We start from the raw sequence: 26,613 nt of genomic DNA, 5'->3' as shown, positions 1-26,613 counted from the left end.
TTTAGTTTCATTACTGTAATGACTGCTTTTTTAGTAGTGGGCTGTTCTTCTAGTCAAGGTATAGATAAGGTTCGCGTCGCAGAGGTAACACGGTCAATCTTCTATGCTCCACAATATGTAGCGATTTCTGAAGGCTTCTTTGAAGAAGAAGGAATTGAGATTGATTTAACAACTACTTGGGGTGGGGACACGACGATGACGACTCTCTTAGCAAATGGTGCTGATGTCGCCCTAGTCGGAGCGGAAACATCAATTTACGTTTATGCTCAAGAAGCTAATGATCCACCGATAAACTTTGCCGCTTTAACGCAAACAGATGGAACCTTCCTTGTATCAAGAGAACCAATTGAAGATTTTAATTGGAGTATGTTAAAAGGGAGTACATTTCTTGGTCAACGTAAAGGTGGAATGCCTCAAATGGTAGGTGAGCATGTCTTAAGAAAGCATAATATTGATCCGCAAAATGATTTAAATTTAATCCAAAATATTGATTTCGGGAATATCCCAAGTGCCTTTGCATCTGGAACAGGTGAATTTGTCCAACTGTTTGAACCAACAGCAACACAATTCGAACTAGATGGAATTGGTCACATTGTTGCATCATTCGGTGCTGAATCTGGAGTTGTTCCTTATACTGGTTTCATGGCAAAAAAGAGCTATCTTGAAAAGAATAGCGACGTCTTAGAACGTTTTACAAGAGCTTTATATAAAGCACAGCAATGGGTTCAATCTAGTTCAACAGAAGAGATTGCGAAATCAATTCAACCTTTTTTTAATGACACATCGCTAGAAATCATTGAAAATGTCGTTGAAAATTATAAATCTCAAGGGTCATACGCTACTTCTCCGAGAATTAAAGAAGAAGCCTGGGAAAACCTTCACACGATTATGGATCAAGCTGGTGAATTACCAATGACAGTAGAATATAGTGAACTAGTGAATACAACTATCGCGGAAAACGTAACAAAGTAGTTTCAAGACTATTGAGTATCCAGAGTGCTTTGTCATAGTGTTATCACTAATAATTACAACTTCAATAACTGAGCACCAAAACTCAAAACCAAAACTTTATACTAACAAGGGAGGTTTTTTGCATTGTCGATTGTTCGTATTAAAAATGTCGATAAAACATTTTTTTCACAAGAAGCTGCAACAACCGCCCTCAACGATATTTCACTCTCTGTTGCAAACGGGGAATTCGTTTCCTTGATCGGACCTAGTGGATGCGGAAAGACAACACTCCTTTCTTTAATTGCAGGCCTCATCCAACCGACAAATGGAGAGATTCATATTGAGGGGCAGCAAATCTTCAGGCCATCCCCAAAAACTGGTTATATGCTCCAACAGGATTATTTATATCCTTGGTTAACGATTGAACAAAACATTACAATTGGTCTAAAAACAATGAAAAAACTAAATGTAGAAACGAGAAGCTATGCTTTAGCACTGCTTGAGAAAATGGGACTTCTTGATAAAAAAGATGATTATCCAAGTCAACTATCTGGAGGAATGCGGCAACGGGTCGCTCTCGTTCGCATGTTAGCAACCGAGCCAAAACTGCTACTATTAGATGAACCGTTCTCGGCCTTAGATTATCAAACAAAACTAAAACTTGAGGACCTTGTGTCATTTACGCTTAAGGATCAAGGCAAAACAGCTATTTTAGTTACCCATGATATCGGAGAAGCCATCGCCATGTCTGATCGAATTGTGCTCTTATCTGCAAGACCTGGTAGAGTGCATAATATATTTGAAGTTCCTGAAAATTTAAGATTATTAGCACCTTTTCAAGCAAGAAACCATCATAGTTTTAACAAACTCTTTCAACAAATATGGAAGGAGTTGGAGAGCTTTGAAGAAGAGCGTATCTGAGCTTCATGAGCAATACAAGCAAAAGAAACGAGTACAAAACATTCAAATTCGCTTTAGCCAATTGTGTATATTACTTCTTTTCTTTGCAACGTGGGAAATTGCCGGAAAAATGCGCTGGATCGATCCACTGCTTTTCAGTATGCCTTCTAGGGTATGGAAGTTATTTTTAGAAAAAGTCCAGGATGGTTCATTATTGACCCATACGTCAGTAACACTATTTGAAACAATTGCTGGATTTATCTTAGGGACAGTAATTGGAACATTAATTGCTGCGATGCTCTGGTGGTCACCATTTTTATCAAGAGTTTTAGATCCGTATCTTGTTGTTCTTAACTCAATGCCTAAAATTGCTCTTGGGCCAATTTTAATCGTCGGACTTGGTCCTGGGTATTTATCGATTATTGCGATGGGAGCACTAATCTCAGTCATTATTACAACTCTTGTTGTTTACAATGCCTTTAAAGGTGTTGACGAAAATTATTTAAAGGTTGTCCAAACATTTGGGGCAGATAAATCACAATCATTTAGATCAGTTATCTTACCAGCGACTATTCCAACGATTATCTCAACTTTAAAGGTCAATGTTGGCTTATCATGGGTAGGAGTCATTGTCGGGGAATTTCTCGTATCGAAACAAGGATTAGGCTATATGATTATTTACGGCTTCCAAGTTTTCAACTTCAACTTAGTTATCCTAAGCTTATTAGTTATAGCTGTATTAGCGACTATAATGTACCAAGGTGTTGAGTTGCTTGAACGAAAGTTAATAAAACATCACAGATAAGAAAGTCTATCCAATAAGTATAAATGTACCTTGGCGTGAAACTAGAAATAGCTTGTGTAGGATTGTACACAAGCTTTTTTCTAGTGGACGAGGAAACTCTTCCTTTTCTTATGGAACCTCCTCATAGAGCACCATCATTACGGTAAGAACTGTGAATAGGTGGCGCTATACTTATAGAATATCTAGTCTAACAATTAAGGCTAATAGGAGTTGTAATAGAATTTGAATGTTTAATGCAACTTGCGTGTCTGTAGTTGTTACATTAACCCCTTGAGAGCCTTCAATAACGACTTTTTGGAACGTTTGTTGCTTCGTCTTTGTTGTTTGCATTAAGTCTTGTGTAATTCTTTCCGCTTTTGAGCTATCGGCGATTGAGACGCTAATGATTAATGCAATCGCCGCTTGTAATGAAGCCTGAAGAGACACAGCAGCTTTCGTATCTGTTGTATTCACTGTCACATCACAAGAGTCGATAATATGAATAAGCTCTTCAGAAAGTTGAATATCTTTATTTATTTGATCTGCATTTTGGTTTATATTGTCACTCATGTTTGTTCCTCCTTAACTCGTGATAATGTATCCTATGTAATAGTCCACTTAATGATTGGACAATAGACCAAGGCGTTTGCTCATTTTCAAGAAAAACTAGGAGCGCTCTACTTATAATGCTCAATTATCAAAAGCGTAGAACGGCGACAAGCAACTTCTTCTCTATTTTTGATCAAAGGTCTATCTGGAGCACGACTAGCCTGTTATTAGCATTAAATCTTTTTATAATATAAAAAAAAAACAGCCTTCATCACTCTTTGAAGTGACGAAAGCTGCTATTTTAACTTCAAATTATTCTCTAGCCATTCCATACTATATTTAAGAACATCATCCTTCATTATAAAACTAAATAGATGATTAATTTTAATATTAGGAGGCAATTCTTTTAATAAAACCGGGCCAGCTGTTTCAAAGTAATGCTCTTTTGCATCAAGACCCTTAATATTGGCAAAATAAACATTTTTGATGACAACCTCTTGCTTTCCTGTGACACGGTATTGACCAATATAGGTTAGGGTTTCGACACTGCCCCCAGTTTCTTCATAAACTTCTCTTTGAGCCGCTTCCTCAGGGGTTTCCCCCGCCTCCACTTTCCCACCTGGAAATTCAATTCCACGATCTTTATGTCTAGTTAAAAGCCAATGGTTACCTAAGCGGCAAATAATCCAAACATGCCTAGGATTTGTCGAAAATGGCTGATTTTCAAATGAAAACTCCACTTTATTTTTATAAAAATCGATAAATGAATAAAATTGATTATGCAATGTACCTACTGACACTCCAATCTCCCTTGGTTTTCTTTTTATTATACACAACCTTTGCTATAAAAAGCATTGATTAACTCTTAATCGTCTTCAGTAGGTTTGATAAATGTAGTCGTGATTAAAACTGCGATGATACTTATTAAAGTTATTGCTGCAAATAAAACAAAATGAGATATCTTCATTAAAACTGCAACAACTGGCGGTCCTAAGGCAACACCAACAAAGCGCATACTACTATAAATCGAGGTAATAGTGCCTCGTTCTTCCTTTTCAATTCCTTCAGTTACTAAAGCATCTAGACTTGGCAAAGCAAAACCGATCCCAAGCCCTGACGCAAACATGGCAGTTAGTAGTACATAAATATCCTTTGAAAAGGCAACAGAAAAATTGGCAATCGTTAATATAACTAAACCAACGACAGTGATAATTTTCATTTTTTGTTTATCCTGACCTATTGTTTTACCTGTAACATATGATGAAAAACAAAGCGCAGCTAAGGGTATGGCTAATATAATTCCTTTTTTTATTCCGTCAATTTTGTGTTGTTCCTCTAACATTGTCGATAAGTAGAATAAAACACCAAACAGAACAAACATGCATATACAACCTATCGCAAAGACGGCATATAACCAACGACCTTCACTTTTAAATATATATTTTAATGAGCGAATAAATGCTTTTAGCTTTGGCGGTTCTGTAGCTAAAGGTGGTGTTTTTACGAGAAAAATCATCATTAGAATAGAAATTAAACAGAATACTGGAAATGCAAAAAATGGCATAAACCAAACGACCGCTGCAAGCACTGCACCCAATATAGGACTTAAAACTTTTCCAAACGTATTTGAGGTTTCAATTACTCCAAGTCCATTACTAACATCACTTTCATTTTGAAAAATATCACCAACTAACGGCATAACAATAGGAGCAGCCCCAGCAGCTCCCACGCCTTGAAGTAGACGGCCAATAATAATAATTCCATAAGCATCCTTTACTTGCCATGCAGCCCATCCCGAAATTAATCCCCCTATAGCTGCAATCATTAAACTAGGGATAATAATTCTTTTTCTTCCATATTGATCAGATAAATAGCCTGCAATTGGTATTAGGATAATCGCAACAACTGAATAAACCGTAATAATCATACTTACTTGTAAAGAACTGATATCCAATTCTTTTTCAATCGTCGGAAGGACAGGGATTAACATTGAATTCCCAAGTGTCATAACTAAAGGAATTGACGCTATGGATACAAGATCCCACGTTTTTTTTTCTTCCATAAGAAACCTCGCCCTCTTTTGTCATATGATCATTTTATTTTTAGTATTTTAGAATTTAACGAAACTATTCCTCTCTGTAGCAATAAACACTCAGAAGGAAAATTTGATGGGAAATTTAATTTCCATGAATAATCGAATCAGATTTAGGTCACTATAAAAAAGCCATTTACTTGAGGAACAAAAGTAAATGGAAAAATTTTAGGTTAATATTTAGGAGGAATTTTTTAATGCCACAAGGTAAAGTTAAATGGTTTAATGCTGAAAAAGGGTTTGGATTTATTGAAGTAGAAGGACAAGATGACGTTTTTGTTCATTTTTCTGCTATTCAAGGTGAAGGTTTTAAGTCACTTGATGAAGGTCAAGAGGTTAGCTTCGAAATTGAAACTGGCAACCGTGGCCCACAAGCAGTTAACGTAGAAAGAATATAATAGGATAATTTGCAAAAAACCTAGACCTCGCAAAGTTTTTCTATAGCTTTAGAAACTATGAATTTTTTCATATAATTTGGGCTTCAAAACTAAGTAACAGTCACCTTAGGTACGACATCTACTGCTATAACGACTAGATGTCAAACCTAGCCGTGGGCTGTCTCTTACGAACACCCTCATCTGAAAATTTAGAGTTACTAATGTAAAAAAAGAAAGGGAATGGATAAATTATCCATCCCCTTTCTTTTTTTATCTTCTGATATGTAATCTAGATTACATATCTTTATATTTACTCTAAATTATTTTTCGTCTTTTTCTGTTTCAGTCTTTTTCTCATCATCTAAATCGCTCGTTAATTCTCGTGTTGATTTTTTAAACTCTTTAAGCGTTTGTCCAACAGCTCTACCCATTTCTGGTAACTTTTTCGGACCAAAAATAATTAAAGCAATAACTAAGATTAATATTAAACCTGGAATTCCAATATTTCCAAACATGTTTTCTCCCCCTCAAGTAAGGTTAATTTTAAAAAAAATTGGGTACACAATCACTCACAACTTTATAGCCACCTAATTGTTCAACAGCTTTAACAAATTCTTCAGACTTAATAATTTCTAAAAATAACTGAGCTCCTTCACTTTCGTAAAAGGCCCTCGTCATTACTAGATCATAACTTTCATCCGCAACAGGGACAAAGTCAAGCCCCATTGTATTTGCAGCAGAGTAAACACCTAAGCCAACACTGTTTTCTTTTTCTTTTATTTCAGCCGCTACACTTAGGTGAGAATACATTTCTCTCTCGTAACCTTGAATATGTTCGAAAGAAAGATTATGTTTTTTTAACAATGAGTCAAATAATATTCTCGTGCCTGCCCCCCGTTGGCGATTTACATACGCTGCACGTTTCTCTACAATATCTTCTAGAGTTTTTATGTTTAAAGGATTACCTTTAGGTACAATCCACCCTTGCTCTCGCTTTAAAAAAGGAAGCATAACTACATCCTCACCAGCAAGGTATTTCTCTACATACGGTAGATTATAGGTTTCTAATTCTGGATCTAGAAGGTGGATGCCAGTAACATGTGCCTCACCTTTTCTTATTGCCATTATACCAGCCAAACTACCAACATGGGACGATATGATTTGTCTATTTACGTCCTTTTTCTTAATTAAAGTAGAGACAATGTCAATAGACAAGTCATGGCTACCAGTAAATAAAATCCCCTTTTCGATTGCCTCTATTGGTTTGTAGAGTTCTATTTCTACTTCTTCACCTTGCTCTAGACCTTGACTCTCTGGGGGCACGATTAAAATACCATCGGCACGAACCATTGACATCGTTACGCCAGCCGCTCTCGTTAACGGGTTAGCAATATATTCCCCATTTACATAACCAATATTCATTCGAACAAAATCTTCTGCTCCCATATTGGAAACGATTCTTCGGCCTAAGCGAACGGTTAACGTTTCACGTTTCGGCTCTTGAATACCTTGATAATGGTAGACCAGTGGTCTTAGGAACCATTCTAATGCAAGATAAGCAGAAACTGGGTAACCAGGGACACCAATAATCGGTTTTCCTTTCACCTCACCTAGTATTACTGGTTTGCCCGGACGAGTCGCAATCCCATGTGTATACACTTCACCTAATTCGCTAATGACATGATACGTATAGTCCTTTGATCCGGCAGAAGAACCAGCATTAATGATAATCATATCAGCCTCGGCGGCAGCTTTTTCAATAGCTTGACGAATTTGTTCTGGGTTATCGACAATAATGTTTGAAAGAAGTGGCTCTCCCCCCCATTCATGGACGAAGCTTGCAAAAACGGTGCCGTTAAACTCAATAATATCCCCTGGCTTCATTGGCGAACCAGGTTCGATAAGTTCATTTCCTGTTGGTAAAATAGCGACTTTTGGTCTTTTTATAACTGGAAGTTCAAGGACTCCCCCAGCAAGCAACGCGCCAAGATCAACTGAGCGAAGACTATGTCCTTGTGGCAAAATCATTTCCCCACAAACAACATCCTCACCAACCGGGCGAATGTGTTGCCAAGGTGTAGCAGGCGCAATAATTTCTATTGTCCTTGCATCAACCTCTTGAATATCCTCGATCATAATCACTGCGTTATATTCATTCGGAATCGGGTTCCCAGTATCAACATACACAAAATCTTGATTTTTTTCCAAGTGTAGTGGTCGTTGTTCATGGGCTTCATAGGTATCTTCTGCTCTAACTGCAATTCCATCCATTGCCGCTGCATGATAATGAGGCATCGAAAGATTTGCAAAAATTGGTAAAGCTGTAACCCTTCCTAAAGCAGTTCTTGTTGGAATTGATTCTATTTCAGGAATTAATTTTAATTTTTCCAATAACTCTTCTTTTGCTTGTATTCTTGGTTTATCTTGGAGATAAACTTTTCGGTTGAACTCCTTACTACTCAACACAACGCCCCCTAACGCAACAAAATGGCTGGTACAAATTCGCCTTGTCTTGCCCCTTCGAATTCTGCGGTAATTTCCACAATAGCATCACTTTGAACAAGTGTTGAGATAAGGCCAGATTTTCCGATAATTGGTTCTGCCCACCACTGTCCATCTTCCTCAATTAATTTTACCCTAATATAATCTGTTCGTCCCATTGAAGAATGGATGTTTTTTGTCAACCGAACTTGAACTCTGTCTAACCTGTTATGAGCTTTTTCACCGCTAAGCTTTTCAATGATTTTTTTTGCAAATAAAGAAAAGATGATCATCGCTGATGCAGGATGCCCTGGTAGGCCGATCACAGGTTTTTGATTTGCGATCGCTAAGATCGTTGGCTTTCCTGGCTTAATCGAAATCCCGTGGGTAAAAACTCCAGGCGCGCCAAGAGATTCGATTACCTTCGTTGTATAATCCTTTGCACCAACTGAACTGCCTCCCGAGAGAACAAGACAATCTACTTTTTCAAAAAGATCTTTGGCTCGGCTTTGATATTCTTGAAAGTCATCCGTAACTATCCCAGCATAAATAGCCTTGGCTCCCCATTCTTGTACTAAACTTGTAATCGTAAGAGCATTAATATCTCTTACTTGACCTATTTTTAAACTTTCAGTTTGATAAGGGACAATTTCATCACCACTAGATAAGTAACCGATCGTTAATTGCTTGTATACCGTAACTTCAGTTTGACCAAGCGCAGCAATTGCTCCTAACTCTTGAGGGCGAAGTTTCGTACCTTTCTCAATTAGGACAACGCCTTCTTTTACATCCTCTCCAATTTGAATAACATTTTCACCCGGGGCTACTTGCTTATACATATTTAGTAAGCCTGCAAGATCCTCGCAATGTTCAATCATGATAACGCTATCACTATTAGGTGGAAGCATTCCACCTGTTGGAATGTAGATAGCCTCACCCACTTTAAGAGGAGTTGTCACTTCTTCCCCCATCTTGACACTGCCAGCTATATTTAAAAAACCAGGCATTGTTTCAGAAGAGCCAAACGTTTCTTTTGCTCTCACTGCATACCCATCAACAGTGGATCTCGGAAAGCTAGGAACATTTTCTGTCGCTGTAATGTCTTTAGCTAGTATTCGATGTAGAGATTGCTCAAGGGGAATTACTTCAATATCTTGAACTGCTTTCACTAAATCTTCAATAAGTGCAAATGTTTGTTCAACGGTTTTCACCTTAAAAAATTGCATCAAGTTGCATCCTCCCTCTTTTTCTACGAGAATACTATTTTTTGGTTAAATTTACTACTTTTTCATATTCCCAAGGTTGATTCATATTATAGAAAACTTGGTCAAGTTTATCAATTTCTTTATCAAGAAGATCGTCTTCCGTATTGTATTTAACGTGAACACGGTCTAGTAAGTTCTTAATGCGTAATTGATCTGTTTGTAAACAATCATCTAAAGTTGGTAGGATCGCTTTTTTATAAACTGCAAATAATGGATGTTGCTTACCAGAAATAACTGGAACTACTGCATCATAATCATTGCTTTCCTTTACTAACTTTATTGCAACAAGAGGTGAAATGAATGGCATGTCACATGCAATGATGAGGTTTGTCTCATATTTTGCTGCAAGAAGACCAGCCTGAATTCCTGCTAGTGGACCTTTATCAAGCACTTTATCTTTTATAATTGGCAGATTTAAAAATCGATATGCGGCTTCATCGTTAGCAACTATGATTATTTCCTCAAAAACTTCTGCCAAGATATTTTTAATTCTCTCGATATTAGTAACCCCATCAATTGGTAGCAATGCCTTGTTTGTTCCCATTCGGCTAGACTTGCCACCTGCAAGTATAATAGCACCGGCTTTCATTTTTTTCACACCTTTACGAATTGTTATTTCATTTTAAGTGAAGGTTCACTTGGATCAAACTACTACTTCTTAGTTAGCTTTTCATTTCTTCCGCTTCATTCTGAACTCCAAAGCCATTTTCTTGGGCGACAAAATCAAGTTGGATGGTTGTGACATCAAGTAAAAAGACGGTTTGTTTTTTAAACAATTTTCTTGTGTCAATAACCTTAATATAGCTATTGCAGTTCCCACAAACCTCTAACTTTGAAGCCTTATCGTTCTCAACTGTATAATAGCTTAAACTTTGATGATCTTCATTACCGCAAAATGAGCAATGCAAACGCTTTTGATTCCACTTCGCCTCACAACGAGGACATACAATCATTTTTAGCCCTTTCCCTTCCAAAACTGCTAGTCGGATTGGCTCGCCACAACAAGGACAGCTTCCTTTTGTATTTAAATTAGGCAATTCTTGTCTATATACATCAGAAACCACTCGCAAAAAAGGACGTAAACTATGCTCAGCTAAAAAATAGGGTAGCCATTCTGGCAATTCATTTTTTTCTGCAAAAGATTGGAAATAAAGTTGATTAAACGCCAAAACCTCATTTGCCCAGTTCATCAAAGTTGCTTCATCAAGCATTGTTTTTATTTTCGTAAGATCGCTGAGTAGGTTACCATCTTTCTCAATTAACACGTCTGCTAACTCAATAATCCATGTTTTGTATTGATCAAACTGAACATTGATAGTTAGTTGAGCGATAATTGGAACTTGTTTATGTTGTAATGATTGCTTTTCTACCACTGTGCTTTTTTCTAGCGAATTCGTCCACTCTGTTTGTTTATTAGAAATTTGCGTTTGCAATTCTAAGTATTCATTGGAGATTACTGTTGGTTTCATAATTCTATCACCTCAAGAATTTAATAAATTGAATGTTGAATGTTGAGTTACGATATAAGACTTTTTGTCGATTTTAGGTGTCTAACGAATAGTATTTACCAAAAGCTCATAAATCAAAATTCAAGATCCATTTGTCTTAAGTATACCAAATGACTAGTTTCTCCCCTGTGACAAATAACACGTTGAACATTATATGGGTAACTAAATTGCTTTATATTTCATAGATTACTATGGTATGAAAAGGAATAGCTGTCCACAAGGGACAGCATTCCTTTTCAAACTATTGTTAGTTTTAGAGCCGATTAGGCTCCTTTACCCTTTTTAACAGGTTTTTCTTCTTTGATTTCGCCTTTAGCTACCAACTCATCGTACCATTTACCGTGATGTTCTTTCGCATATTTCACTGGAACGTCACCTTTTGTCATTCCTTGCATTGATACTTTAGAACCTGGATGGCCAAGACTTAAGTAGATATGGCCAACGACAACTGCTACTGAAAGTCCAAAGGCAATATTATGGATTGGGTATGCCCACTGAATAAGCGCTAGTGGGAACCATTCTGGCATCCACATGACAATCCCTGAACCAATGAGCATAGCTGCACACGTGATCGTTAGTAAAGAGTTTAATTTCTCACCAGCATTAAAGAAATCTTGTTTCGGCATATCTTTTACGTGACCACCAAAAAATTCTTTTGGAAACTTTACGAAAAATAGAATGTCTTCTTTTCTCCAAGTAAGAGTTTGCTTAAGCCAATGGAATAAACTCTTTGGATCCACAAATAGCATAACTATTGGTGGTAAAACAAACAAGACTGCAAAGATCCGATGTAGCAATCGTAAATTTTCTGGACCACCAAAGATTGGATACATCCAACTGAAGAAGTCAGTATATAGTGGTAGAGCTGTAATATAAAGGGCGAAGAAAGCTAATGCATTCGTCCAATGAGCAATAATTACCCACTTGCTAAAACGCTTGACCGTTTGTTGTCTATTACTCATCGTGATCGCCTCCTTCTTCCCCTTGTTTATTAAATAGTTTGTTAGAGATAAATCCGCCGATAACTGCCATTGTCGTTACACCAAGCATCGCTTTTCCAAGCGGTTGCGCGTAATCTTTCCAAATCGTTGCCGATGTTGGAACCTTTGGGTTTTCTGGCAAATTATAAACACTTGGTTTATCAGCTAATAAATAGAATGTTTGTGTTCCATCTACACCAATTGGGTTGTAAATGTTTGCATTTGGATAGCGATCTTTGACTTGAGCTAAACGCGCTTCAGCTAAAGCGACCATTTCAGCTTTATCGCCATAAACTAATGCGTCCATATGACATACATCCACACATGAAGGCATTAACCCTTCGCTAAGTCTGTCTACACACATCGTACATTTTTGTGCTTGTTCATACTCTTTGCCTTTTTCGTCAACAAGTGTTGCTAATTGAACGATCCCGAATGGACAGTTTTGTACGCAATATCCGCAACCTACACACTTATCGTAGTTTGTATTTACTGTTCCAAACTCAGTATAATGCATCGCGTCTTCAGGACAAACTTTTACACAAGCAGCATCTGTACAATGCATACAAGCACTATGACGGAATAACCATTCGAAATTACCGTTATCTGATTCATGCTCTGTGAACGTAAGAACATTCCACGTGTTAGCCCCACACTTATCATGAGATTGGTAGCTTCCTTTAAACTCTTCTGGTTCAACAGGAAGGTCATTCCAGTTTTTACAAGCAACCATACAAGCTCGACAACCGTCACAACGAGTTACGTCTACTAGTTTTGCATATTTAGTCGTCATTAGTTTGCCCTCCTAACATTACCGAGGAATGCTTTATACTCAGGAATCATTGTATTTGCATCACCAATATGTGGTGTTAGTGTGTTTGCAATTGCACCAGTAGCAATACCCATATAACCAAAATGCCAAGGCATTCCGATATGATGGACTTTCTCACCACGAATTTTATATGGCTTGAAGCGTTTTGTTACCATTGCATAAGCTTCTATTTCACCACGAGCTGAGCTAATGATCACTTTATCTTTATTGCTAATTCCTTTTTCTTGAGCTAAGTCTTCACTCATTTCGACAAACATATGACCTGAAAGTTCTGATAACCATTCAAGGTTACGAGTCATTGAGCCTGATTGCCAGTGCTCTGTTAAACGATACGTTGTCACAACAATCGGGAAATCTTTTCTATCACCCTTTTCGTTATGTTCACCTGACCAGATCTTAACAGCTGGATTTAGATCAACGCTTGAGAACGCATTTGGAACTGGGCTTTCGTATGGCTCATAGTGCTCTGGGAATGGGCCATCGTTCATTGGTGCAAATAAACCACCTAGCCCTGTACCACTCATAATAAACGGATCTATCCCTCGATGACCTGCTAAGCCTGGTGCACCTGGATCTGCTTCAGTGTCAGGTGCTTTCGTAGGTGGGAAATCAGGTACGTCATAATGACCTGCCCACGTTTCACCGTTCCACCTAATTCCTTCACGGAAGTCCCACGGTTGACCTGCTGGTGTACAACCAGCACGATTGTAAAGGACACGGCGGTTCAACGGCCAAGCATATGACCAGTTCAAGTAATTCTCCATCCCTGTGTCATTGTTATCACGATCTTTGGCGCGATTTCGATCTGTATAGAATCCACAGTAAATCCAGTTACCACTTGAAGTCGTTCCATCGTCTTTTAATAAACCGAAGCTTGCTAATGTCTCACCTGTTGTTAGATCATATCCATTAATTTCTTTATTAATCAGATCATTATCAGGATAATTCTTATCGTTATTACCGAAATTCCAATCTAACGCATTCACAATTTTACCCTTATTTGATGAATCACCTTTATAAAGATCCTTCACACGTAATGCTAAGTTGTGACAAATCCAAGCATCAGATTTCGCTTCAGCTTTTGGCTCAATTGCTTTCCAACGGAACTGCATCCAACGTCCTGAGTTAGAAACTGAACCTTCTTTCTCGTATGGTCCACAAGCAGGTAATAAGAATACTTCTGTGCTAATGGAAGCTGGATCACTTTTAGCGTCTTTCTTCCAAAATGCAGCTGTTTCAGTTTCCCATAGGTCAATGGCTACCATCCAATCAAGTTTTGCTAATGCTTTCTTCTCTTTCGTCGTGTTCGGTCCCCCAACAACTGGATTTTGCCCCCAAACTAATAAACCTTTAATGTCACCATCAAACATAGCTTCGAATAGTGAAATATGTGAGCTATCTCTACCACGCTTCGGAAGATAGTCATATAGGAAATCATTATCAGGAGTTGCATTCGCTCCATAGAAAGATTTTAATAAACTAGTCATAAACTTTGGTCGATTGTTCCAGAAACCACCATGAGGAGTTTCTGCTTCATTAAAGCTAGCGAGATCTTTGTTCTTCTCAAGAGCCATTGGAGTCGGGATATATCCAGGTAAAATGTGGAACAGAAGTCCAAAGTCAGTTGAACCTTGAACATTACATTCTCCGCGAAGCGCGTTTACGCCACCACCAGAACGTCCAACATTCCCTAATAGCAATTGCAGCATACCGTATGAGCGTACATTTTGTGATCCTACAGTATGTTGAGTTGTTCCCATTGCATACATGATTGTTCCAACTTTGTCTTCTGCGCCAGTTGAACAGAAGCTTTCTGCCACTTTCAGATAATCCTCTTTCGGAGTACCCGTAACTGAACATACTGTATCAACATCATAACGTGAATAGTGCTTTTTCATTAATTGGAATACACATCGTGGATGTTTTAACGTAGTGTCCCTTTTAAAGTCACCATTTTCTTCTTTTTCGAAAGTCCAAGTACTTCTGTCATAGCTGCGTTTTTCTGCATCATAACCTGAGAAAATACCATCTTCGAACTTAAAGTCTTCATTAACGATAAGTGCTGCATTTGTATAATTAACAACATACTCTTTGTGGAATAAGTTATTTTCAAGTGTATAGTTAATTAAGCCACCAATAAATGCGATATCTGTACCAGAACGCATTGGTGCATAAACGTCTGCCTGAGTTGATGTTCGAGTGTAACGAGGATCTACTGAGACAACCTTACCGCCACGCTCTTTTGCCTTTTGAATATATTTCATACTTATTGGATGATTTTCTGCTGGGTTTGCCCCAATAATTAAAGCACAATCAGTGAATTGAATATCAATCCAGTGGTTTGTCATTGCGCCACGACCAAGTGTAGGTGCCAGACCGGCAACCGTAGAACTGTGTCATATCCGGGCCTGATGCTCAATAAAGGTTGAACCAAGTCCTCGCATAAACTTTTGGATTAAGTAACATTCTTCATTTTCAAGAGCTGCTCCACCTAATGAAGCAATCGCTTCAGTACGGTTTACAGTAATGCCGTTTTCTTGCTCAGTGAAGTTATTATCACGAGTATTCTTTATATTTTCGGCAATTTTATCTAAAGTCCAATCCCACTCTTTAACTTCCCATTTGTCGCTACCTGGAGCGCGATATAAAGGCTTCTCTATACGTCTGTCAGAAGTGTATAGCTGACGAATTGACGTCCCTTTACTACATAATGATCCGCGGTTAATTGGGTGATCTGGATCTCCTTCTGTAAATAAAACATCATTTTTTTCTTCATTGACATGAACTAAAATCCCACAACCTACTGAACAATAAGGACAGATCGTTGGTGTTGTAGTTGTACGAGCGATTTTTAGTTCTTTTGCCTGTGCAGAGACTTCTTTTGGTTTGAAGCCTAACTCAACAACTGCAAGCGTTGCTGCAGTTGCACCAGACATTTTTAGAAACTGTCTTCGTGATAAATCAAACATCACTTATTCCCCCCTAAATAAATATGTTAAAAAACTTAACATTCCCCTCAAAAAAGTTCATTCATGAAAACTAAGATTAACCTAAGACAACCAATATGCGGTCTATCTCTCTACTTTACTAGATTTCCAATGTTCTTTTTTAAGCTTGCTCCCCAGCAACCTTTGAAACATCATTTAACACTTTTCCTTGAGAAGTATAGACGGTCGCCATTTTTCCCCTAATGTAACCGACGATCTCAATCTGCAAGAAGTTTGCTAGTTGAACGGCTTGTTTCGTTGCAGCAGTTCTTGTACCAATTAGACCAATACCGAAACGGGCTGCTTTGGACAACATTTCATACGAGACCCTACCGGTTGTGAGCAAAATCAAACTTTGCGGGTCAAGTCCAGCGCGAACAGCGTAGCCAAGCACTTTATCAACTGCGTTGTGACGACCTATGTCTTCGCGAACAATAATGTTTCCATCTTTATCAACGAGACAAGCGCCATGCATCCCTCCAGTTTCTAAATAAAGCGGTGAATTTTGTGCAAATTCATGCCGTTTCTTTAGTAAATAAGAGAGCGTCACAGTTCTTGTTGTCGTGATTTTTGGAAAGTTCTTCACATCAGTCATTGAAAAGAACGTAACACCTTTTCCACAACCTGCTGTGAAATGCTTTTGTTTTTGCGAAAACGCTTCAGCATCGAACTCATTATGTGTATCTACAAGCACTCTGCCGTGGTCTTCATCTATAGTTAACCTTTTCAGGTCACCGGGCCCACTAATAATTCCTTCCGAATATAGATACCCGACTGCCCAATCTTCAAGATCCGCTTTCGTTAATTGGTATGTTGCTAATTCGTAGCCATTAAGATAAAGCGTAATTGGAAATTCATCCGGACAATATTTTCGAGTCATCGATATCCCCCCCTATTTTGATTAGCGTAGGTACTTCAACAATTAATCACTAGCACCTATAGCTAAACAATCATTCAATATGATACTACCCCGTTTGTAAACGTTTTCTTAAAACCCCTTAGTTACTCGTAAAACTAGATTTCTATCTAATTATGAACATTCCATGGCAAAAATAAGAGATTTAATAATTAAGAGCCTTCCCCTAGGCCCTCGTCTTACACATTTATAACCTATTATCCTTGACTGACTGTAGAATACCATTTTGGATCACTAAACTTCTGTGACTTTCATCACTCTTGTGAACACTTTGTTACAATGGAATTTGTAGAAAAAACTCACATTTGTTTTTCTAGTAAAGATTATACAACAGAAATTTAATACTTTTGTCGTTTTAAACACTAATAACACTTCCAAATTACCAATTCCACTCATTTTCAAAGATATATTAAGATAATTTTACCTTCCATTCATTCACATTTATTTTTTATCGAGTTCACAAAATGTTTATTGTTTTTTTTCAAAAAAAGCGAATTGTACTTTTTTGCACTAACTTAGAACATGGTAATTATTTGAGTTATTTTACCTACACCAACTTCCATTTATTGCTCTTAACACTCCCTTCAATGGAAACTATTAGGTATTTTGAGGCTCGTTGAAGGAAATCATGCGACAGCTACTAAAAAGTTGTTATAATGTCAATGTGAACTACCCGCCACTTTTTTTCTATTTAAATAAGACCAACATCGACGGCGCGAGACGAATGAGTTTTAGGTAAAATGTTCATAACAAATATGTTTAGTTGATGAAAAAAACCGGTTTTTCGCCTAATTCAATGAAAGGAAAATAACTATGCGCAACATAATACTAGTTTCAATGGTGATGATCACTCTTTTTATTTTTATATTTGTTTCTGTAGATAAGGAATCCATTCTAATCGGAGACGATCACGAGATTATCGAAAGACCTCCTTTAAACCAGGTTATTGGAACTTCGCTTCGGCTTAACAACAATGATTTGGAAAAATTAAAGTTTGCGATATCAAACGTTAAGAATACTAGATTTGACAAACCATCAGAATGGGGGGAGAGCGTAACTGGAGTTATCCAAAGGATTTCCACTGAAGAAAAAATCGTTTCCCTGACGTTTGATGCATGTGGTGGAGAATGGGGCAGTGGCTATGACGAGGCATTGATAAACTATTTAGTTGCAGAAAACGTTCCTGCTACTTTATTTATAAATAGTCGCTGGATTGATGAAAACTTAGAAACATTTTTATATTTAGCTTCACTTGATCAATTTCAAATTGAAAACCACGGCACAGAACACCGTCCTTTATCTATTACTGGTAAAACAGCCTGGGGGATTAAGGGAACAAGTAGTGTTGATGAGGTAATTGGAGAAATAGTAACAAACTTCGAAAAAATAAAAGAGCTAACAGGCCACTCTTCACGCTATTTCCGTTCGGGGACTGCGTTCTATGACAACATTGCTGTCGAGATTGTAGAACAATTAGGAATGAACGTAGTTAATTATGATATTTTAGGTGATGCAGGGGCAACTTTCTCAGCAACACAAGTTAGAGATGCATTATTAACTGCCAAGCCAGGTTCGATTGCATTATTACATATGAATCAACCTACGAAAGGGACGTTCGAAGGCGTTAAAATGGCAATTCCTTTACTTCGGGAACAAGGGTTTACTTTTGTCACTCTCGATGAAGGCTTCAACCTTTCAATTCGATAACTATACCAATACTAAAAAGGCCTCACTCCTGTATAGAGAAGTGGGCCTTTTTGCCATTATGTCCCTCACATGCGCCTTCATTAGTTCATTGTCGTAATGAGGTTTCTATTTTTACTGCTCTTTGTTGGTTAGACCCATCTCCGCACGTAAGGCCTCTAAATCAGCACTCGCACTGCCTTTATTCAAGTCACGTAATTGTGATTCTAAATCATTTTTACCTAACTCTTTAACAGCGTCTACTCTGCGAGAACGGCTTTCTACTTTTTCTTCCATTCTATCTAACGTATCAAAAACGTTATTATCAAAGCTTTTTGTCATTACTTTTGATACTTTTTCATTTGCAGATGCGATCTTATCTTTAGCTATTAGAGTATCTTTTCTACGTTTTGCTTCAGAAATTCTATTGCCAATTTCCGTTAGACTTTCACGGAGTACCTTAACTTGCTCTGATTGCTCTTCGACTTGCTCTGTATATTCTACTACCAATGCTTCATTTTCTTTTTTTCTTTGAAGGCATTTTAATGCCAATTCTTCGTTCTCTTGCGCTAAAGCTTGACGGGCACCAGCATCCCATTTCGCTACTTCTTCATTAGCCTTCTTTAGTAAGGCTTCAACACGTTTTTGTTCAGCCATACTGTTAGCTACTGCTCCAGTGGCTTCTCGTTGTGCCTTCTCTAAGTCAATAATGGCTTGATTAAGAACAATCTCAGGTTTTTCTAAACTGTCTACTGCACTGTTTGCATACCCTTTAAATACTGTTGAAATACGTTTGAAAATTCCCATTTCTCTACCTCCATGTTTTTTAAAATTTTATTTACAAACACCTTATCCTAAAAGTATAATATACAGTTATCACATAAGTCACTAAATTCTGTAAAAATAGTAACTTCTTTGTAAGGTGTAGTTTGTTTTTTTCTTGCTTTCCTTGACTTTTTTCTAGTGCTCAATTCGTTCAATGATCGTTGCATTAGCCATTCCATAGCCTTCACAAATCGCTTGTAATCCAAACTTCTTACCAGTACGCTCTAATTCATGGAGCATAGTTGTCATAATTCTTGCTCCAGATGCTCCAAGGGGATGCCCTAAGGCAATCGCACCACCATTTACGTTCAGCTTACTCATGTCGATCTGAAGCTCCTTTGCCCATGCTAGCACAACAGAAGCAAACGCCTCATTGACTTCATATAAATCAATATCATTTAATGAAAGCTTTGCTTTAGCTAAGACTTTTCTTGTAGCACTTATTGGCCCGGTTAGCATGAGCGTAGGATCAGACCCAACGACGGCTCGAGCGACAATCCTAAATTTTGCTTTTAATCCTAATTGCTTTGCTTTTTCGCTGGACATAATCAATATTGCCGCAGCACCATCACTAATTTGACTAGCATTGCCTGCCGAAATTGAACCATTTTCTAAAAATGGTGTTTTTAACATACCTAGACGCTGAAGCGATGTATCAGCTCTTGGTCCTTCATCTTCAGACACCAAGATCTTTTGACCATCCTTTTCAATTTCAATAGGCATTATTTCCTTTATGAAATATCCATTGTTTTTGGCGTTTAAAGCTTTTTGATGACTTTGAAGAGCATATAAATCCAATTCTTGACGGCTGAGCTGCCACTTAGATGCAATTCGTTCAGCTGACAACCCTTGGTGGATGATTTCATATTGATTTAAAAGCTTCTCGCTTTCTAATCGACCATGAAATTGTGAAAACATCGGTACCCTTGACATGCTCTCCACACCACAAGCGATCACACAATCCATATCACCACTTAATACAGCTTGTGCCGCAAAGTGAAGCGCCTGCTCACTTGATCCGCATTGCCGATCAATCGTCACTCCTGGAACTTCTGTGGGAAAACCTGCAATGAGTACGGCAACTCTAGCAATGTCAGCAGACTGTTCCCCAGCTTGGGTGACACAACCTGCGATAACATCTTCTACCTCTGCTTTACTCACTCCTGCACGCTCAACGACCTCGTTTAAGACACTAGCTAGCATTTCATCAGGACGAATTTGACTAAGTAGCCCATTTCTTTTACCTATTGGTGTTCGAACTGCTTCAATTATAACTGCTTCTCTCACGTTTCCACATCCCTCCTAACAACTGTTTGCGTATTATTAGGTTATAAAATCAGCCTAGATAAGACTCCTCAACACGTTTTTTCTTCCTTCTCACAAACTTAATAATTAATGAACCGACACTAATTGTGATAACGAAAGCAACGGTGATAAAGATTGCAAGATCGTCATTCTTCCCAGTAAACATTCCTAATACGAAAAAAATACTAAACCATAGTAGCGCCGTTAAATAAGAAAGAGTAGCAAAGCGTACGTATGAAAGACGCATCATTCCGTATAGAAATGGCACAAAAATTCGAACACCAGGAATAAAATAACTAATAACTAATGAATAGACATGATATTTTTTAATTAGATAGAGCGCCTTGCGAATTGAAGTTTTCGGCCCTTTCCTTTGTGATAAATAGCTTACTAGTTTTTCGCCAATAAATCTTCCTAATAAATAACTTGTCGTCAAACTTGCGAGAATACCAAAATAACCCGCCAAAAAAACTTTGTCACCTTGCAAAATGTGTGTTGTTGACAAGTAACCAATTGTCGTCACGATCGCTTCATTTGGAATGGGAATTCCTATCATCCCAAGCCAAAGCCATAGAAAAATGCCGACATATCCTAACTCTTTTAAAACAGCTGTTAACAGTACATCTAGCTCCATTTTATCTCCTGCTTCCTTTTTGGAAAAAAGTTTTTGGAATGACATCTAGAGTGAAACTGTACATAGTTGCAAGTTAGCGTAAAAAGTTACTTATTATTTTAAATGGTGGATAGGCACCACGTAAATAATATTGTCATATTTTTCTTACTACTTTACGAGGTGACCTATAAGAAGGTTTCAAATTTTTTCATTTTTTTCTATTAAGTGAAAGAAGTTGCCTAACTTCCCCATTCTAGGTTGAGAGCAAGAGTTTATAGAAGCTTCTTACCAATCAAACAGCCATGTTTTCAATATCGCTATGTATTCCCTTGTCCATAGTTTCTCCCTTACGATCCGAGGTGTTTCAGCTGCTAATGGAAAAGGCTCAAATCCTTGACGCCTTGCAATGACCATCGATCGGTAAAGATGAAAATCATTTGTCACAATGACAACCTCTTTAATATCCGCTCCTAAAACTTCACGACTAAACGAAATATTTTCAAGTGTCGTTGTCGATAAATCTTCAAGGATAATTCGATCTTTAGCAATACCGTTTTCGATAAAGTAATTCGCCATAGCTTCAGCTTCAGTGATCCATTCATCCGGACCTTGCCCGCCAGAAACTACGACTTTCGTTTCCGGATTTTCCTGCAAATACTGTAGCGCTTCTCTAACTCGATAGTAGAGTGAGAGACTCATAACGTCGCCATTTAATTTCGCCCCCAAGACGATTAAATGGCCCACTTCCTTGGGTGGTTCTTGACTGGCTGCTTTTGTCATTAATGTATGAACAATCGCTATGTAGCTTAAAAGTATTAAAAGCAAAACAGCCCCAATGATAAGTAATTTTTTCATTTGTTTCCCTCGTCTCTTTCTACTATCAAAATAATTTTATTATAAGATTGTTCTCATTGTTAACGGTAAAACTCTCTCTCATTTTAACATATATATCCATTGAGAGATTGGAATTTCTCTCAATTAAATAGTTCCTATCTAAAAAGCTCGTTCAAGAACTCGCAGGATTTTTTTCATATAAAACTCATATTACGGCGGAAACCATGCAACCATCATTTGCAATGAAAAGTCGCCAGATCCCCTTTCTCTTCGCTGTAAAACTCTCACGAATTTTAGAGGTTCGTTCAAGAAAATCCAGCGACATATTTTAATAAGGATTTTGATGACCTTATAAATTAGTGATAATACTATTTTTAGTTAATGCTCAAACTTTTTCATAAAAAAACGGAGTATAAATCTTAGTCGAAAACTAGGATTCATACTCCATTATCGTCTATTTCCATAGGTATTGCCTCTTACTTGTTTTTTATCTACGTTGAAGATTAACACTCTCATCAGCTTTGACCTTAACATTACCAGGAACCTGAATATGAAGAAGATTGGCGCTCCAACTGCTATCATAATCGTCAAACATTTTTTCGTCAGTAAATTGGGTAATTGTAAATTCTTTATGAAACTTTACTAATCTAATTTCGGACCGCCTTGAATACTTTATCGTCAGCCTATCATTCTGTAACTCTAGAGTAGGTTTAGGGACGAGGTCCGTATAATCGATCTCATCAACCACATATGGTGTGATATAACGTTTAATCTGGATCTCATCATGTAAATTCTCATTCTTTTCTACGACAACCCAGGTGTAGACATGATCATCATTTGGTAGGATGGTATTGATGTCTAGCAAATCCCCTGCAAAAGGAAAGTTCCATTCAGCATCAAAACTTACCCCTTCGACATCAGCGATATTTCCACCATTATTTACTATATTATAGAAATTTTCAGTAATAACATGAGCTTGTTTTGTTGTCATATCACTAGCTTCAGTTGGGATGGTATACGTATATATAAGCGATATAAGTAAGATCGCTACGTATCCTGCCATAAGTGACATAATTACATTGCCATTAAGAAATTTTGCATTTTTTAAAGTAGCTTTTATAAAAGCAAAAACTATTGCCGCTATAACTAAAAAGATAACGATTTGGAAGATAGCCGTAATTAAAACATTCATTTTCTAACCTCCACCTTATCTGACATGATAATCGCAGCGTACGAGAGGACGCCTACGACTGTTAACACTTTCACAGCAAAAACGAATAGCGATGTTTCGCTCAGAAAGAATTTGAAAACAGCAGCTAATAATCCTTCACCGTTTGTACGTCCTTCAACAAATAGTAAGCCTACAAATAAGATCGGTAGTAAAACAACAAATAGTTTATTTAGTTGGGTAAGAATTGCTACTGTATACCCCACTGCACCTAAAAGCGTCACATATAAGACAGCAGCTATTACCCCCAAAAACATTTGCGAAAGTGGCACAGCATACGATTGAGCGACAATACTCTCACCTCTTATGAAATAGTTAATCGTTTTTAACAGCGAACTAGCGAGCATCGCTGTTACCCCACCTATAACCGTCGCAGTTAGTAAAAAGGCGAGATTTGATAAATTACTAGTTAAGCGGTTTGTAACAAAGGAAAAATCACCGTCTCTTACAAGCTTTGAATTCAATGAGAACCCGCTTATAAATGCCCACACCATTGTAAAAGCAATAATGATATTCCCTGTGTAATAAGTAACGTAAACTGTAACCTGTTCATTCCCTGCCCCCATTTGTCCAGTTCCCATAAAAGAAAATGCTAAGGCAACCAACTGTGTTAGTAATAATGACGAAAAAATCCCATAATGAGCACGTATTTTATAGAAATACTGTTTTTTTGTAACTTCCGCTAGATCAGCGTTTGTTAAAAACATCATCAATTCCTCCCTTAGTCTTACTAGTTAAGTAAACACAAACATCTTCGGCAGAAACACTACTAACCTCAACACCACTTAAACGCGCTTTATCCAATTCTTCTTGTAAAAAGTTATGGTATACAACAACGTAAACACGATCAGTACCAACCGTTTTTTTATAAATGATTTCTTTTCCGACTGTCCAATGATTTACAGCTTCAATCTTTCCGCTAAGCGCTACTGCAGACTGTCGTAATTCATCTACTGAAATGTGGAGATGTTTCTCGCCCTCTTTGATAAGCAAGACGTCTTCAATTAAATCTTCAATCTCATTTAAATGATGACTCGATAACAAAATTGTTCGTGGATGTTCAAGATAGTCCTTTAATAACGCTCTGTAAAAATCTTTACGAACAGACGCGTCCATCCCTGTCGTTGGCTCATCAAAGATGGTTAACGGACAGCGCGAGGCTAAGCCAATTATCGAATTGAATGTACTTTTCATTCCTTTTGATAGATTTTGCTGAAGAGTATCTGGATTTAACGAAAAATACTCAAATAATTTAGTCGCTAATTCCATATCCCAATTCCCATAAAATTTACTTGCGGAGTGAAGAATATCCATTAAACATAACGATTGTGGCAAGGTCATATTGTCATCGATAAAAATCAGATTTTGCGAGACTTTTAAGTTATTAAATGGGTTCTCTGAAAAAACAGTCACTTCCCCACTCGTCGGTCTCAAAAATCCTGCAATGATTTTCAGTAGCGTCGTTTTTCCAGCACCGTTCCGGCCAATTAAGCCTGTTATTTTGTTTTGTTCTATCGTAAACGACAAACGGTTTATCGCTTTGCCTGTTCCATATGTCTTTGTTAATCCGTTGCATTCAATCACATTCATTGCTATTCCTCCCCACTATTGTTGTTCGCAGCTAATTTAATCATCTCGATCAATTCATCTTCACTTACACCAAGGCGCCCTGCTTCGACTACTATTTCTATCACTAAGTTTTTCAACGTTAAACTTTTTCGTTTTTTCATAATGAGTTCAAGCGCATGATTTGTCACAAACATTCCAAGCCCACGCTTTTTATAAACGATATTTTCATCAGCTAATATATTTAACCCTTTTGCTGCTGTAGCTGGGTTAATATTAAACATCTCGGCAAGCTGATACTGAGAATATACTTTCTCGCCAGCAGCAATAGTTCCTGACAATATCTCGTTTTCTAACCACTCGGAAATTTGAACATAGATTGGTTTTGTTCCATCAGTATTTAAAATCAAGGTGCACCTCCTACCTTCTCCTTTTTACGTTCGTAACACCATATCAAAATTAGTGCATTACTGTTGTAATGTACTATATAATATTTTGGTAAATAATGCAAGGGGTCTTTTGAAAATTAGGCTTTGTTAATTGAGAATATTTATAGTAGTCCGGCTTGCGGCGAAAACCATACCGCCACCATCTTCAAAGGAAAAATCGCTGGCTCCCTTTCGCCTCACTCGTATCTAGTCCTGTATAAAGAGGCACGCTTAATAACTCGACCGTAAATAATTTCACAAAAAAACCTTAGCTAGATTTTTTATCTAACTAAGGTAGTAAATGTCTAAAACTAAATGTAAACGTCCCCCACAATAAGCACATTCCATTAAAAAAAACGGCGAAGCGGACCATTGAAAATGTCCCTTCTAACTGGAACATTAAATATTTTTAAAGCTGCTCCAGTTGTCACAAAGGACAAGCCTATTACAAGTAACTTATATTGCTTGAATAAGTAACTATATACATACATTTTTAAATACAACATCGCTGACCAACCAATGTGCCAGCCTCTCTTGAAAAAAATAACACCTTGTTTGACGGCAAACATCTCACATATAGTTGAACCAATGACCCATTTAGTAATGTATAGGACACGATTTTCTTTAGGGAAGTTCGCTAAGTATAATAGAATTAACAGGGGAATACATACAAAAATATGTAAAGCTCTAACGGTTCTGACACTCATGAACTTCGCTTTAAAATCCCATAATAAATAATGCTTGCATAAATAATAATAAAGCATGTTAAATGTCATTACATAAATAATACTTGGTGCATGTGTTTTAAGTTGCTTAAATGACCTTGATCTTATATTTAACAGGAACAACAGAGTTATGACAATAATGTTCAAGTGATTACCTTCTTTCGTTAACTCACCTATATAATTTACTTTTTTTGTAAAATAATACACCTGTTATAACAAAAATTTATGGAATAAATACCGAATATAAATTATTTCATAATAACCACCAAGTTAGTGGTGGCGAAAAATAATAACTGGTTCCTATCGCATTAACACTATAAAAACGGCTAAGTACATTTTAAAGGGGTTAAAAGAAGGATTTGTGCGGCAAAGATGTCTTAGAAACTAAATAGCCTAATAAAGTGTTCAACTTATTATTAGGCTATAACTATATTTAGTCTTAGACATTGATTTCCTGATTATTTATCTATTTCTTCTTTATAATTTTTAACTCGGAATATGATTTTGTTTATTAATTCCGAATATAATTCTAAGATAATTACTATAAAACCAAAAATAAATAGTACGGATCCTATAATGAATGGACCGCCTAAAAATAAACTGTCTGTATAGTTCATGTCTTTAGCACCAAAAATCACAAACCAGAGCTTTGTTCCTCTCCACTCACTTATCCTTGGTACGACACTACTAGCAAGTGTTATGATAGTTAGGCAAATTAATGTTCCGTGGAACATTAACAGCCCCCCTATTATGGTTTTCTTCATATTTCCACCTCCAATTCTTT

Annotated in this window: 27 protein-coding genes; 5 read left to right on the top strand and 22 right to left on the bottom strand. The window is 37.3% G+C overall.

Features of this window, described 5'->3' with window-relative positions; all coding sequences use genetic code 11:
- Nucleotides 1-18 precede the first annotated feature (18 nt).
- From ACK4M9_RS06915 to ACK4M9_RS06905, 3 genes are all read left to right on the top strand, one after another.
- Nucleotides 19-972 carry an ABC transporter substrate-binding protein gene (locus ACK4M9_RS06915; protein ID WP_409849187.1) on the top strand — a complete coding sequence of 318 codons (954 nt, stop codon included), beginning with the start codon at nucleotides 19-21 and terminating at the stop codon, nucleotides 970-972.
- A 123-nt stretch (nucleotides 973-1,095) separates the two neighbouring features.
- Nucleotides 1,096-1,872, top strand: a complete 777-nt coding sequence (locus ACK4M9_RS06910) for an ABC transporter ATP-binding protein (RefSeq protein WP_409848872.1) — start codon at nucleotides 1,096-1,098, stop codon at nucleotides 1,870-1,872.
- Entirely contained in the window at nucleotides 1,853-2,656 is an 804-nt protein-coding gene (locus ACK4M9_RS06905) for an ABC transporter permease (protein ID WP_409848871.1), read from the top strand. Before ACK4M9_RS06910 ends, ACK4M9_RS06905 begins: the two co-directional genes overlap by 20 nt.
- 171 nt (nucleotides 2,657-2,827) lie before the next feature.
- Here ACK4M9_RS06905 and ACK4M9_RS06900 read toward each other — a convergent pair whose 3' ends face one another.
- From ACK4M9_RS06900 to bcbE, 3 genes are all read right to left on the bottom strand, one after another.
- Nucleotides 2,828-3,205: a spore coat protein gene (locus tag ACK4M9_RS06900; RefSeq protein WP_409848870.1), complete on the bottom strand. Its 378-nt coding sequence runs from the start codon at nucleotides 3,203-3,205 to the stop codon at nucleotides 2,828-2,830.
- Nucleotides 3,206-3,480: 275 nt separating this feature from the next.
- Nucleotides 3,481-3,984 carry an RNA deprotection pyrophosphohydrolase gene (gene ytkD / locus ACK4M9_RS06895; RefSeq protein ID WP_409848869.1) on the bottom strand — a complete coding sequence of 168 codons (504 nt, stop codon included), beginning with the start codon at nucleotides 3,982-3,984 and terminating at the stop codon, nucleotides 3,481-3,483.
- 65 nt (nucleotides 3,985-4,049) lie between these two features.
- Nucleotides 4,050-5,246: a bacillibactin exporter BcbE gene (gene bcbE, locus ACK4M9_RS06890; RefSeq protein ID WP_409848868.1), complete on the bottom strand. Its 1,197-nt coding sequence runs from the start codon at nucleotides 5,244-5,246 to the stop codon at nucleotides 4,050-4,052.
- Between the two features lie 227 nt (nucleotides 5,247-5,473).
- On the opposite strand from bcbE, the gene ACK4M9_RS06885 reads away from it, so the two are divergent.
- Nucleotides 5,474-5,674 (top strand): cold-shock protein, encoded by a 201-nt coding sequence (locus ACK4M9_RS06885; protein ID WP_409848867.1) that lies wholly within the window; start codon nucleotides 5,474-5,476, stop codon nucleotides 5,672-5,674.
- Nucleotides 5,675-5,973: 299 nt separating this feature from the next.
- Here the strand turns inward: ACK4M9_RS06885 and ACK4M9_RS06880 are convergent, their stop codons facing one another.
- The 9 genes from ACK4M9_RS06880 to fdhD form a co-directional block, all read right to left on the bottom strand.
- The gene (locus tag ACK4M9_RS06880) at nucleotides 5,974-6,168 is read right to left on the bottom strand and encodes a twin-arginine translocase TatA/TatE family subunit (protein WP_409848866.1); all 195 of its coding nucleotides are present in this window, start codon (nucleotides 6,166-6,168) and stop codon (nucleotides 5,974-5,976) included.
- Between the two features lie 28 nt (nucleotides 6,169-6,196).
- Nucleotides 6,197-8,119: a molybdopterin biosynthesis protein gene (locus tag ACK4M9_RS06875; protein ID WP_409848865.1), complete on the bottom strand. Its 1,923-nt coding sequence runs from the start codon at nucleotides 8,117-8,119 to the stop codon at nucleotides 6,197-6,199.
- 8 nt (nucleotides 8,120-8,127) lie between these two features.
- Nucleotides 8,128-9,360, bottom strand: a complete 1,233-nt coding sequence (locus ACK4M9_RS06870; RefSeq protein WP_409849185.1) for a molybdopterin molybdotransferase MoeA — start codon at nucleotides 9,358-9,360, stop codon at nucleotides 8,128-8,130.
- 34 nt (nucleotides 9,361-9,394) lie between these two features.
- Nucleotides 9,395-9,988, bottom strand: coding sequence for a molybdenum cofactor guanylyltransferase (gene mobA, locus ACK4M9_RS06865; protein ID WP_409848864.1), 594 nt, complete (start codon nucleotides 9,986-9,988; stop codon nucleotides 9,395-9,397).
- A 73-nt stretch (nucleotides 9,989-10,061) separates the two neighbouring features.
- The gene (locus tag ACK4M9_RS06860) at nucleotides 10,062-10,868 is read right to left on the bottom strand and encodes a formate dehydrogenase accessory protein FdhE (protein ID WP_409848863.1); all 807 of its coding nucleotides are present in this window, start codon (nucleotides 10,866-10,868) and stop codon (nucleotides 10,062-10,064) included.
- Between the two features lie 302 nt (nucleotides 10,869-11,170).
- Nucleotides 11,171-11,869: a formate dehydrogenase subunit gamma gene (locus tag ACK4M9_RS06855; RefSeq protein WP_409848862.1), complete on the bottom strand. Its 699-nt coding sequence runs from the start codon at nucleotides 11,867-11,869 to the stop codon at nucleotides 11,171-11,173.
- Nucleotides 11,862-12,680, bottom strand: a complete 819-nt coding sequence (locus ACK4M9_RS06850) for a 4Fe-4S dicluster domain-containing protein (RefSeq protein WP_409848861.1) — start codon at nucleotides 12,678-12,680, stop codon at nucleotides 11,862-11,864. The genes ACK4M9_RS06855 and ACK4M9_RS06850 overlap by 8 nt, the downstream gene beginning before the upstream one ends.
- The gene (fdnG, locus tag ACK4M9_RS06845) at nucleotides 12,680-15,688 is read right to left on the bottom strand and encodes a formate dehydrogenase-N subunit alpha (RefSeq protein WP_409848860.1); all 3,009 of its coding nucleotides are present in this window, start codon (nucleotides 15,686-15,688) and stop codon (nucleotides 12,680-12,682) included. The genes ACK4M9_RS06850 and fdnG overlap by 1 nt, the downstream gene beginning before the upstream one ends.
- A gap of 139 nt (nucleotides 15,689-15,827) precedes the next feature.
- Nucleotides 15,828-16,586 carry a formate dehydrogenase accessory sulfurtransferase FdhD gene (fdhD, locus tag ACK4M9_RS06840; protein ID WP_409848859.1) on the bottom strand — a complete coding sequence of 253 codons (759 nt, stop codon included), beginning with the start codon at nucleotides 16,584-16,586 and terminating at the stop codon, nucleotides 15,828-15,830.
- 849 nt (nucleotides 16,587-17,435) lie between these two features.
- On the opposite strand from fdhD, the gene ACK4M9_RS06835 reads away from it, so the two are divergent.
- On the top strand, nucleotides 17,436-18,329 hold the full coding sequence (locus ACK4M9_RS06835) for a polysaccharide deacetylase family protein (RefSeq protein WP_409848858.1): 894 nt from the start codon (nucleotides 17,436-17,438) through the stop codon (nucleotides 18,327-18,329).
- A 111-nt stretch (nucleotides 18,330-18,440) separates the two neighbouring features.
- Here the strand turns inward: ACK4M9_RS06835 and ACK4M9_RS06830 are convergent, their stop codons facing one another.
- From ACK4M9_RS06830 to ACK4M9_RS06785, 10 genes are all read right to left on the bottom strand, one after another.
- Nucleotides 18,441-19,112 (bottom strand): PspA/IM30 family protein, encoded by a 672-nt coding sequence (locus ACK4M9_RS06830; RefSeq protein WP_409848857.1) that lies wholly within the window; start codon nucleotides 19,110-19,112, stop codon nucleotides 18,441-18,443.
- 153 nt (nucleotides 19,113-19,265) lie between these two features.
- Nucleotides 19,266-20,417: a thiolase family protein gene (locus tag ACK4M9_RS06825; RefSeq protein ID WP_409848856.1), complete on the bottom strand. Its 1,152-nt coding sequence runs from the start codon at nucleotides 20,415-20,417 to the stop codon at nucleotides 19,266-19,268.
- 49 nt (nucleotides 20,418-20,466) lie between these two features.
- Nucleotides 20,467-21,069 carry a DedA family protein gene (locus ACK4M9_RS06820; RefSeq protein WP_409848855.1) on the bottom strand — a complete coding sequence of 201 codons (603 nt, stop codon included), beginning with the start codon at nucleotides 21,067-21,069 and terminating at the stop codon, nucleotides 20,467-20,469.
- Between the two features lie 264 nt (nucleotides 21,070-21,333).
- Complete coding sequence (locus tag ACK4M9_RS06815) at nucleotides 21,334-21,903, bottom strand: YdcF family protein (RefSeq protein ID WP_409848854.1); 570 nt, start codon at nucleotides 21,901-21,903, stop codon at nucleotides 21,334-21,336.
- 466 nt (nucleotides 21,904-22,369) lie between these two features.
- Nucleotides 22,370-23,074: a hypothetical protein gene (locus ACK4M9_RS06810; RefSeq protein ID WP_409848853.1), complete on the bottom strand. Its 705-nt coding sequence runs from the start codon at nucleotides 23,072-23,074 to the stop codon at nucleotides 22,370-22,372.
- Nucleotides 23,071-23,820, bottom strand: coding sequence for a hypothetical protein (locus ACK4M9_RS06805; RefSeq protein ID WP_409848852.1), 750 nt, complete (start codon nucleotides 23,818-23,820; stop codon nucleotides 23,071-23,073). The genes ACK4M9_RS06810 and ACK4M9_RS06805 overlap by 4 nt, the downstream gene beginning before the upstream one ends.
- On the bottom strand, nucleotides 23,798-24,700 hold the full coding sequence (locus tag ACK4M9_RS06800; RefSeq protein ID WP_409848851.1) for an ABC transporter ATP-binding protein: 903 nt from the start codon (nucleotides 24,698-24,700) through the stop codon (nucleotides 23,798-23,800). Before ACK4M9_RS06800 ends, ACK4M9_RS06805 begins: the two co-directional genes overlap by 23 nt.
- 2 nt (nucleotides 24,701-24,702) lie before the next feature.
- The gene (locus tag ACK4M9_RS06795; protein WP_409848850.1) at nucleotides 24,703-25,086 is read right to left on the bottom strand and encodes a GntR family transcriptional regulator; all 384 of its coding nucleotides are present in this window, start codon (nucleotides 25,084-25,086) and stop codon (nucleotides 24,703-24,705) included.
- 365 nt (nucleotides 25,087-25,451) lie between these two features.
- Entirely contained in the window at nucleotides 25,452-25,976 is a 525-nt protein-coding gene (locus ACK4M9_RS06790) for a CBO0543 family protein (protein WP_409848849.1), read from the bottom strand.
- 311 nt (nucleotides 25,977-26,287) lie between these two features.
- The gene (locus ACK4M9_RS06785; protein WP_409848848.1) at nucleotides 26,288-26,593 is read right to left on the bottom strand and encodes a hypothetical protein; all 306 of its coding nucleotides are present in this window, start codon (nucleotides 26,591-26,593) and stop codon (nucleotides 26,288-26,290) included.
- Nucleotides 26,594-26,613 lie beyond the last annotated feature (20 nt).

Source organism: Anaerobacillus sp., from assembly GCF_046314235.1.
Taxonomy (GTDB): Bacteria; Bacillota; Bacilli; order Bacillales; family Anaerobacillaceae; genus Anaerobacillus.
This window is presented reverse-complemented; position numbering and strand designations above follow the sequence as displayed.